8 protein-coding genes are annotated in these 10,261 nt (G+C 71.3%); 2 read left to right on the top strand and 6 right to left on the bottom strand.

All coding sequences use genetic code 11. The features are described from left to right. Positions 1-451 precede the first annotated feature (451 nt). Together ACIBK6_RS33820 and ACIBK6_RS33815 are read right to left on the bottom strand one after the other, a co-directional pair. Positions 452-685, bottom strand: a complete 234-nt coding sequence (locus ACIBK6_RS33820) for a hypothetical protein (RefSeq protein WP_399055835.1) — start codon at positions 683-685, stop codon at positions 452-454. Continuing rightward, a complete protein-coding gene (locus ACIBK6_RS33815) occupies positions 645-944 on the bottom strand; it encodes a hypothetical protein (protein WP_399055833.1) in 300 nt (99 codons plus the stop codon). Before ACIBK6_RS33815 ends, ACIBK6_RS33820 begins: the two co-directional genes overlap by 41 nt. 299 nt (positions 945-1,243) lie before the next feature. Here ACIBK6_RS33815 and ACIBK6_RS33810 point away from each other — a divergent pair, with 299 nt between their 5' ends. After that, positions 1,244-1,963, top strand: coding sequence for a TetR/AcrR family transcriptional regulator (locus ACIBK6_RS33810; RefSeq protein ID WP_399055831.1), 720 nt, complete (start codon positions 1,244-1,246; stop codon positions 1,961-1,963). Between the two features lie 89 nt (positions 1,964-2,052). Here the strand turns inward: ACIBK6_RS33810 and ACIBK6_RS33805 are convergent, their stop codons facing one another. Together ACIBK6_RS33805 and ACIBK6_RS33800 are read right to left on the bottom strand one after the other, a co-directional pair. Then, positions 2,053-3,801, bottom strand: coding sequence for an ABC transporter ATP-binding protein (locus ACIBK6_RS33805; RefSeq protein ID WP_399055829.1), 1,749 nt, complete (start codon positions 3,799-3,801; stop codon positions 2,053-2,055). Further along, complete coding sequence (locus ACIBK6_RS33800; RefSeq protein WP_399055827.1) at positions 3,798-5,621, bottom strand: ABC transporter ATP-binding protein; 1,824 nt, start codon at positions 5,619-5,621, stop codon at positions 3,798-3,800. The genes ACIBK6_RS33805 and ACIBK6_RS33800 overlap by 4 nt, the downstream gene beginning before the upstream one ends. Before the next feature lie 122 nt (positions 5,622-5,743). On the opposite strand from ACIBK6_RS33800, the gene ACIBK6_RS33795 reads away from it, so the two are divergent. Next, a complete protein-coding gene (locus ACIBK6_RS33795) occupies positions 5,744-7,345 on the top strand; it encodes a (2,3-dihydroxybenzoyl)adenylate synthase (protein WP_399055825.1) in 1,602 nt (533 codons plus the stop codon). Positions 7,346-7,350: 5 nt separating this feature from the next. On the opposite strand, the gene ACIBK6_RS33790 is transcribed toward ACIBK6_RS33795, so the two are convergent. Together ACIBK6_RS33790 and ACIBK6_RS33785 are read right to left on the bottom strand one after the other, a co-directional pair. Then, complete coding sequence (locus ACIBK6_RS33790; RefSeq protein ID WP_399055823.1) at positions 7,351-8,526, bottom strand: cytochrome P450; 1,176 nt, start codon at positions 8,524-8,526, stop codon at positions 7,351-7,353. Next, positions 8,523-10,247 (bottom strand): class I SAM-dependent methyltransferase, encoded by a 1,725-nt coding sequence (locus ACIBK6_RS33785; protein WP_399055821.1) that lies wholly within the window; start codon positions 10,245-10,247, stop codon positions 8,523-8,525. Before ACIBK6_RS33785 ends, ACIBK6_RS33790 begins: the two co-directional genes overlap by 4 nt. Positions 10,248-10,261 lie beyond the last annotated feature (14 nt).

Raw genomic sequence — 10,261 nt, 5'->3', positions numbered from 1 at the left:
CCCGAGAGATCTACCGGCTCATTGTCCCCGCAAACCCGGCGGCAGATCCCACAGGACCAGCCCGAGACGCGACTTGACATCCATAGGGGCATCAAGCTGAACGGGGAGCAGCTCGCCGAGCTCCGACCCGACTGGGCGGACCCGGAGCGGGCTCCCTTGCTGAAGAAGTTGACCAGCGCGCGTTCGCCCCGCACAACAAGACCGACCTGGACGCCGTGGTGTTCACCGAGCTGACTGTTCGGGCGACTCCTGGACGCTGAAGCCCGACGGGAAGCCCGCCACGGACCGCCTGAAGCTGCGCTCGGGAAGCGTCGGGGTCGGCCGCCTCCGGAATGGTGATGCAGGCAATATCGTCCGGGCCGGAGAGGCGGCCGACTACGGACGGCGTCCAGGCCGATGTACTGGCTGAAGTCTCTGGTGGCGGCGCGGCCAGGCGCGCCCAGCGTGGCGGTCAGCGCCAGGGTGCGGCAGGCGGAGACGAGGGCGCGCCATCGGATTCGTTGCCAATGGGGACACGGTGATGGGCTCCGGGCATGGGGATGACGCTCGGTTCGTCGTCCGGGGCGCGCAGGTCCAAGCCGCGGTGGGCTCGCCCGGCGTTGCCGTGCTCGGCGTACTCGCCGAGCACGGCGCGCAGATGGCGTTCACCAGCGATGAGCAGCCGGTCGGTGCATTCGGCGCGCACGGTGCGTATCCATCGTTCCGCGATGGCGTTCGAGCGCGGGGCTCTGCGGCGGGATCGGAATCACGGTCGTGACGTTGCCGGCGAAGACGGCATCGAAGGCGGCGGTGAACTTCGCGTCGCCGTCGCGGATGAGGAACCGGAAGTCGCCGGCTCTGTCGCCCAGGTCCATCAGCAAGTTGCGGGCCGGCTGGGCCACCCACTTGCCCGTGGGGTGGGCTGTGACGCCGAGCAGGTGGACGCGCCTGGTCTTGATCTCCATGACGGAGAAGACGTACCGGCGCTGGAGGAAGACGGTGTCCACATGCATGAAGTCGCGGGCAAGCAGCGTGTGAGCCTGCGCGTGGAGGAAGGTCCGCCGGCTTTGCTCACAGGCGCGCTGGGGTGCGGGCGGCAGGCCGAGGCGGCGCAGAACTCGGCGGATCGTGGCAGAAGCGACCCGGTGGCCGAGCCGCCGCGGCTCGCCCTGGATCCTGACACAGCCCCACCTCGGAGGGGGTGGGCGCCGCCATCTGTTGGACGCCGTACAGCTCGCCGTCGGCGCTCCGCTAAGGTTTCTCCATGGCACCACGAGCCTCGATCCCTGATTCCCGCCCGCGCTCACGCTGGGCCGCGGGGCTTCCCGCAGTCACCGCCGAGAAGATCGTCGACCAGGCGCTGATCCTGACCGAGACGCATGGTCTGGACAACTGGACGGTGCGCCAGCTCGCCACCGCGATCGAGGCGTATCCGACCGTGGTGTACCACCACGTCGGCGATCGGGAGGCCGTGGTGAACGCGGTGCTCGATCGGGTGGTCGGCATGCTCCCGGTGCCGCCGACCGCGCTGCCGTGGCGCGACTGGTTCCGTGTGCTGCTCAGCGGGCTGCGCGGGGTGCTGCGCCGGTACCCGGGGGTGGCCCGGCGCCTCGCCGCGCACGGCCCGGGCGTCGAGCGGGCCGCACCGATCATCGACCGGGGCGTGACGCTGCTGCAGGAGGCGGGTTTCGGCAAGGAGAGCGTGCTCGCCTACAACGTGCTGCTGAGCACCGCTTGCCAGCTCGTGGCGATCGAGGACGACCGCGAACGCAGTCCCGAGCTGCGCGCCAAGATGTCGGAGCTGTACGCACAGTCGCGCACCCGCGAGGACCTGCCGGGTCTGGCGGCGATGGGCGCCTTCGTGGAGGAGGTTTCGGGGCAGCCGGATCAGCTCGCCGGGTTCTACGCGAGCTTCTACGACTACGCCGTGGAGCGCACACTTGACGGGATAGCCGCCCGCTTGGAGCAGATCCGGTCCCGTTAGCGGCCTCGCCGCGCATGCCCGCGCGTACGGGGCTGCGGTCATGACCGCAGCCCCGTACGCGCGGGCGCCCCATCCGGTCCGGGAAGGCCCTATGCTGCCGGCACGTGCCATTCACGAGCCCGGGCCTGCGCCGCCCACATGCGGGCGTAGCGGCCGCCGGGATCGGCGATCAGCTCGGTGTGTGTGCCTCGCTGGGCGACCCCGCCGTCCTCGATCACCAGGATCTGGTCGGCGCCGACGATCGTGGACAGGCGATGGGCGATCACCACCACGGTCTTGCCTGCCACCAGCGCCTCGATCGCCTCCTGGACGACGACCTCCGACTCGCTGTCCAGCGCGGCAGTCGGCTCGTCGAGCAGGACGACCGGGGCGTCCTTGAGGATCGCCCGGGCGATGGAGATCCGCTGGCGTTCGCCGCCCGACAGCGCGGACCCGATCTCGCCGACCCTGGTGTCGAACCCCAGCGGCAGCCCGGCGATGAACTCGTGCACGTTGGCCGCGCGCGCCGCCGCCTCGATCTCTGCCTGGGTGGCGTCCGGGCGGCCCATCGCGATGTTCGCGCGGATCGTGTCGTCGAACAGGTACACGTCCTGGAACACCACGGCGATATGACGCAGCAGTTCGTCCGGATCCACGGCGCAGACATCGATCCCGCCGAGCCGCACCGTGCCCGACGTCGGGTCGGCGAACCGGGTGATCAGTTTCGTCACCGTGGTCTTGCCCGAGCCGGACGGGCCGACGAGCGCGGTCAAGCTGCGCTCGGGGACCTCGAAGGTCACGCCCGCGAGGGTGGGCTCGGACTGACCGCGGTAGGTGAACTCCACGTCCTCGAAGCGGATGTCGAACGCCTCGGGCAGCGTTCCGCCCGGCTTGACCGGCAACGGTTCGACGGCGAGCACGTCACTGATCCGGCTGAGCGCCGCCTCGGCCATCTCGAACAGTTGCGTCATCGCGGACGCGAGCGCCAGCGGCTCGGCGAACCGGGCCGCGGTCACCGTGATCGCCACCAGCAGCGGCAGTGACAGGCTCGCGTCCAGCACCAGCGCCGCACCGGCCGAGACCAGCGCCACGATCGCCGCCTGGACCAGCAACTGCGCTCCGGCGACCGGGATCGACGCCGAGCGGGTGGCCGCCGCCTGGGCCTCGTGCTGGTGCCGCAGCGCGGGCAGCAGCCGCGGCGAGTCCGCCCCGGCCTGACCGGTCGCCTTCAGCACCGGCAGGCCTTGTACGTACTCGACGATGCGGTCCGACGCCGCGGCGTCGGCGGTGTTCACGCCGCGGTACCCGGCGTTGGAGCGCCGCTGCACGGTGCGCACCAGCGGGATCGCGGCAAGCGTCGCGACCACGAGAACCGCTCCGAGCCGCCAGTCCAGCGCCAGCACCAGGATGCCGAGCAACAGCGGAACCGTGATCAGTCTGACGAACAGCGCCGCCAGCGAGGAGATCGCGGTGGCCGCGCTGGTCACGTTGTGCCCGACGACCGTGGTGAGGTCGCCGGCGGCGCGCCGGGACAGTTCCTGTTGTGGCATCGACCGCAGCGAGGCGCCCAGTCGCAGCCGCGCGTCCTCGGTGACCAGATGCCAGTAGTCGTACGTGAAGCCCATCTCGCGGATCCGCAGCACCGCCTCGGTGACCACGAGCGCCGCCAGTACGCCCACCCATATCCAGGCGCGCCCGCTGTCCACCGGGTCGGTGGACAGCACGGTGAGCAGGGGGACGAACACCGCGTACGCGGCCGTCTGCACGGCGGTCGCGGCGAGCGAGACACGCAGCGTCGCGCGGAACTGCGGGGCGTAGGGCCCCGCCGCGGTCAGCATGAGACGCAGGATGCGAGTCATCGGTTGGCCTCCATGGTCCGGTTGCCCGACAGTCCCCAGGCCGACGCCTTCGCGTGGCGTTCCCACAGTGCGGCGTAGCGCCCGCCGGCTGCGGCGAGTTCGGCGTGCCGGCCGCGCTCGACGATCTTCCCGCCGTCCAGGACCACGATCTGGTCCACGTCGGTGATCGTGGAGAGCCGATGGGCGATCACCAGGACGGTGCGGCCCTGGGTCAGCCGGCCCAGCGCTTCCTGGATCACCGCCTCGTTCTCCGGGTCCGCGAACGAGGTGGCCTCGTCGAGGATCACGATCGGCGCGTCGGAGAGGATCGCCCGCGCGATCGTGATCCGCTGCCGCTGGCCGCCCGAGAGCAGGCCACCGCGCTCGCCCACCACGGAGTCGTAGCCGTCGGGCAGTTCGCCGACGATGAAGTCGTGCGCGGCCGCGGCGCGCGCGGCCGCGTGCACCTCGTCATCCGTCGCGTCCGGCCTGGACAGCCGGATGTTCTCCGCGATCGTCCCGCTGACCAGGAACGGTTCCTGGAAGACCAGCGCGACATGTCGCAGCAGCACGTCGCTGCGGATGTCGCGCACGTCGACGCCGCCGACTCGGACCGAGCCTTCCTGCACGTCGTAGAAGCGCGGCACGAGCCGCGCCACCGTGGACTTGCCGGAGCCCGACGGGCCGACCAGCGCGCACACCGTACCCGACGGGATGTCGAGGTCCACGGTGTCCAGCGCGGGCCGACCCCGGTCGCCGGCGTAGCTGAACGTGACGCCGCGCAGCGAGATCGACGAGTCCTCCGGCACGCACGGGCTCTGCGGTTCCGGCAGCGGCGGGATGGCCAGTACCTCCGCGATGCGCGCCGCGGCCGCCTTCGAATCGTTGAGGTAGCCGTTGAGGTGCATCAGCGGGGCGATGGCCTCGATCGGCATGGCACCGATCAGCAGGGCCACCAGCAGCTCGGTCGTGGTGATCCAGTGGGCCGTCAGCATCGGCACCGCGGTGGCGGCGACGATGAGCAGCGTGGGCAGCGGCACGATGAACAGCTGCGTCACGATGCCGGAGGCGCGGGTCGTCGCGATCCAGTCCCCGACCGCGACCGTGAAGGACCGGACGGCGCCGGAGTACCGCCCGAACGAGGTCCGGCCGTCGTCGAAGGTGCGGACCACCGGCATGCCCTGTACGAACTCCACGACCGCGGCGTTGACGTCCTCGTTGGCGCGGTTGTAGCGGTCTCGCTGCTCGGCGTAGTCGCGGGTCATGAAGGACATGCAGACCATCGCGAGCGGCACGATCAGCAGCACCGCGGCGAGCAGCCGCCACTGCACGATGCCGAGCGCGACGAGCGCCGCGACCGGCTGTGCCACGCTGGACCCGACGAACGGCAGCGCGTCGGCCACGACGCTGTGCAGCGCCTTCACGTCGTCCTGCATGACCTTCTTCAGCCGTCCGGATCCCAGCCGGTGCACCTCGCCGAGCGGCATCCGGGCCAGGGCGTCGGCTAGCGTGCGGCGCAGGGTCACCTCCAGTTCGAAACTCGCCTCGTGGGTGGTGCCCTCGGCCAGCCACCGCGCCCCGAACGCGCCGGCCAGGCCGGCCAGCGCACCCGCCGCCCACCACCCCACGACCCGGCCCGACGGCGCCGGGTCGAAGAGCTCACCGACCGCGAGGCCCAGGCAGACGAATCCGGCGACACCGGCGATGCCGGACAGCACGCTCAGCCCGGCGGCCCTGGTGAGGCCGGCGCGAACCGGAGGCGACAGACTCACCAACTCCATCACCTGGCGCAGGCCGTTCGGTGTCCGCGGTGCGTTCCCGTCCTCCTCGGAACTGCTCATCGTTTTCTCAGTACTCCTCGGTTCGGCGTGTGGTTAGGATCAGACTCAACCGGCTTGGACAATGAACAAGAAGTTAGCCTGCCCTAACTAATCTTGTCGAGCACTCTTCAGGAGGACCGCTGATGCTGCCTGGATTCGTCGAGTGGCCCGGTGATCTCGCCGCCCGCTACCGCGAGCGCGGGTATTGGCGAGGGACCACGCTGAGCGCGATGCTGCGCGAGTGGGCGAAGGCGCGGCCAGACCGTGTGGCCGTCGTCGACGGTGAACGGCGCTGGACGTACGCCGAACTCGACGCGCACGCCGACCGGTTGGCCGCCGGTCTGGGCCGGCTCGGACTCGGCCCGGGGAACCGCGTCCTGGTGCAGCTGCCGAACATCGGCGCATTCATGCCGCTGTGCTTCGCGCTGTTCCGGATCGGCGCGGTGCCGGTCCTCGCGCTGCCCGCGCACCGGCAGACCGAGATCGCCCACCTCGCGCGGCTGTCCGAGGCGGTCGCGTACGTCATCACCGACACCCACGTCGGCTTCGACTACCGCCCGCTCGCCAGGACGGTGCGCGAGCAGGTCCCCGGCCTTCGGCACGTGATCGTCGTCGGCGAGGCCGAGGAGTTCACCGCGCTGTCCGAGCTGGAGCGCGGCGACCGCGCGGTGGACCTTCCGGAGCCCGATCCGTCGGACGTGGCGCTCCTGCTGCTGTCGGGCGGCACCACCGGGCTGCCGAAGCTGATCCCCCGGACGCACGACGACTACGCCTACAACGCGCGAGCGAGCAGCGAGGTCGCCGGACTCGACGCAGACACCCGGTACCTGGTCGCGCTGCCGATCTCGCACAACTTCCCGCTGGGCTGCCCGGGGGCGTTCGGCACCCTGCACGCCGGCGGCACGGTGGTGTTCTGCCCGACGCCCAGCCCGGACGACGCGTTCACGCTCATCGAGCGCGAACGGATCACCGTGACCGCGCTGGTCCCGCCGCTGGTGCTGCTGTGGCTGGAGGCCGCGGAGTGGACCGACGCCGACCTGAGCAGCCTGGAGCTGCTGCAGGTCGGCGGTTCGCGGCTCAAGGCCGAGGCCGCCGTACGCGTCGGGCCCCTCCTGAACTGCCGGATACAGCAGGTCTACGGCATGGCCGAGGGACTGCTGAACTTCACCCGGCTGAACGACCCGGACGAGCTGGTGCTCGACACCCAGGGCCGCCCCCTCGCCGAGGACGACGAGATACGCCTCGTCGACGAGAACGATGCCGAGGTCGCCCCCGGCGAGGTGGGCGAGTTGCAGGTGCGCGGCCCGTACACACTGCGGGGCTACTACCGGGCCGAGGAGTACAACCGAAGCGCGTTCACCGCGGACGGCTTCTACCGCAGCGGCGACCTGGTGCGGCGGCTGCCCAGCGGGCACCTCGTGGTGGAGGGGCGGATCAAGGACGTGATCAACCGCGGCGGGGACAAGGTCCCCGTCGAGGAGGTGGAGAACCTCGTACTCGGCCATCCCTCGGTGCACGACGTGGCGATCGTCGGCATCCCCGACGATGCGCTCGGCGAGCGCAGTTGCGCCTGCGTCATCGCCCGCGGAACGCCGCCGACGCGCGCCGAGCTGACCACCTATCTGACCGGCCTCGGCCTGGCCGCGTTCAAGCTGCCGGACCGGATCGAGGTGCTGGACTCCTTTCCCCGTACCGGTCTGGGCAAGGTCAACAAGCGCGCGCTGGCGGCGCTGCTGTCGCGGTAGGACCGTCACCAGGTGACCGGCATGCGCCGGGGCCCGCGGAAGAACGTGGCGGTCTTCCACTCGATGTCGCCGTCGATCCGCAGCCCCGGCAGCCGGGTCACCAACACCCGCATCGCCTCCGTGAGTTCCACCCGGGCCAGCGAGGACCCGATGCAGTGGTGCATGCCGTGGCCGAACGCGAGGTGTGCGCGCGCGTCACGGTCGAGGTCGAGCCGCTGCGGCTCGTCGAACCGCTGCCCGTCCCGGTTGGCCGCACCGATCGATACGAACACCGGCTCTCCCTTGCGCACCAGCGTGCCGCCCACCTGGACGTCCTCCAGCGCGTAGTGCGGGAACATCGCGCTGGAGGCCAGCGGGACGAACCGCAGCAACTCCTCGACGGCGCCGGGCATCAGGTCGGGGTCCGCCCTGAGACGCGCGAACTGCTCGGGGTGGTCGAGCAGCGCCACCACGAAGTTGGGGATCTGCGAGGCGGTCGCCTCGTAGCCGGCGATCAGGATGGCTATGCACAGTTGCACCATCTCGATCTCGGTCAGCCGGTCGTCCACATCGCGGGCCTCGATGAGCGCGCTCATCAGGTCCTCGCCCGGCTCGGCCCGGCGCTTGGCGATCAGCCCCAGGATGTACTGCGACAGCTCGCCGAGGTTGCGCCGGGTCTGCTCGGCGGTACCGGCGCCGGTCGACAGCAGGGAGTCGTTCCACCCCTTGAACTTCGGCTGGTCCTCGACGGGGACGCCGAGCAGCTCACAGATCACCGACATCGGGATCGGCAGCGCGAAGTCCCGTACCAGGTCGGCGGGTCGGCCCGCGGCCTCCATCGCGTCGATCAGCTCGCCCGCGAGCCGGCGCACGTGCGGACGCAGCCGCTCCACCTGCCGGGTGGTGAACGCCTTGGTGACCAGGTTGCGGATACGGGTCAGCTCCGGCGGATCCATCATCACGATCCCGCCCGCCGTCCGGGGCATGGCGCGCGGCGCGTCCCGGTCGGCGGCCTCGGCGCGACTGAACCTCCGGTCGGAGAGCACCAGCCGCGCATCCTCGTAACGGGTGACCAGCCAGGCCGGTTCACCCTGCGGCAGCTTGACCCGGGTCAGCTCCGACGCGGACAGCGCCGACGCATACTCGGGCGCGAGCTCGATGCCGTGAAAGTCGTTGAAAGGGTAGGGAATCGGGGTGCTCATGCGTGATCGTCCTCTCGTTCGGTGGGGAAGCCGGCGGCGCGGGAGTCGGCGGGGCGGGGCGCGCGGGCGGCGAAGACACGGTGGCCGAGCCGCTGCAGCGGGTGGCTGGGGGTGGGCAGGCCGAGGACCCGCTCAAGACCGGCGTCGTCGAGCACCCGGTTCCACTGGGGCAGCGTGAGAAACGTCGAACCGGAGTCGGCCCGCTCGTCGTCGGCGGCCGGCAGCATGAACGCCTGCGAGGCCATCACCCAGAACTCCTCGACGGTGGGTTCAGTGATCACCAGCCACCCGCCGGGCTCCAGCAGTTCGGTCAGCCACCCGACCGAGGCGTCGGTGTCACGCGCGGCGTTCAGCACGCCGCCGCCGACCACGACGTCGAAGGAGTGCGGTGCCAAGCCCTGTTCGCGCGGGGGCTCGTCGATGTCGAACAGGCCGGTACGCACCCATGGGTAGGGCGCGAGGTACTCGGCCGCGGCGTCCAGGAAGTACCGTGACACGTCGGTGTACAGGTAGTCGACGTCCATGCCGGACAGGGCGGGCAGCAGCACCTCGGACGTCGCTCCGGTACCGGCTCCCACCTCCAGGATCCGCAGCCGCCGTCGCGATTCCCTCCCGACCCCGCTCACGAAGGCGCTCACCGCCCGGTGCTGGTAGCGGGCGGTGACGCTCTCCCGGTACAGGGCCCTGGCGAGGTCGGTACGCCCCTGCGGGAACAGCAGCAGCACCGCCTGCACCGCCCCGGTCATCAGCTCCGGCAGGCGTTCGGCGTTGCGCCGCGCGTAGTCGAGGGTGCCGGCGGCACCCGCCGTGGCCAGCCAGGCCTGCTCGACGTCCTTCCAGTCACGTTCGAGCGCGGTGTCGGAGTAGTACTCGGCGTCGATCGCGGCACACAGCCGGTCCCCGTCGCGGTGGATCATCCCCTGCTCGGCCAGCACCCGCAGCCAGCGGCGGATCAGCGGCCGGTGCTCAGCGGCGACCCGCGCTCCGGCGAGCACCTCGTCCTCGGTGTGTGCGGCATCGGGCGAGGTGAACAACCCGTTGCGGCGCAGGGAGTTGAGCATCGACAGCAGGGCGGTGGCGCCGAGCCGTTCCACGGCGGCGACCGCCTCGGCCAGGTCGATTCCGGCGAGCTCGTCGTCGGCCGCGGCCGCGGTCTCGGCGGCCAGTCGCGCCACGGTCCGTTCGTCGAGCCCGGTGTCCACGCCGACGGTCTCCGCGTCGAACACACCGGCCACGTCGACCGGTCCGCCGTCGTGCACCACCCGCCGTACCGCCGACAGCTCGGTGATGGTCGCGGCCGGGTGGGCGACCAGCTCGCGCAACAGGGCCGCCGGGAGCACGGCGCGGTCCGCAGCGGTGTGTTCCAGCAGCGTCAGTGCCTCGGCAGGGGTCAGTCCGTCGCCGAGGTGGACCGTGGCGCCCGAGCTCCAACTCGCCAGCGCCGCGTCACCGCCGAAGCCCGCGGGTGGTGCCGCGATCACGACCTTCACCGGATCGTCGCCGAGCGCGGCGCGCAGCACAGCCAGGGATCCGGAGTCGCGGCCGTCCAGGGCGGCGGCCAGGTGGGCGAAGAGCGCCTCGGGTCCGGCGGAGCCGGGCGGCCTCGGGCCGGTGAGGCGGGCCTCCTCCAGCACGTCCGCGCCCGTCCACACCCGGCCCTCGTACACGAGGGCGGGGCGGTCGGCGAGACGTTCGAGGCCGTCGATGATGGGTGTCGTCAAGGGGGCTCTCCTGA

It is taken from the genome of Streptomyces sp. NPDC050485 (assembly GCF_044458185.1).
GTDB lineage: Bacteria > Actinomycetota > Actinomycetes > Streptomycetales > Streptomycetaceae > Streptomyces.
Note: the sequence above shows the minus strand (reverse complement) of the source record. Positions and strands in the feature narration are given on the sequence as shown.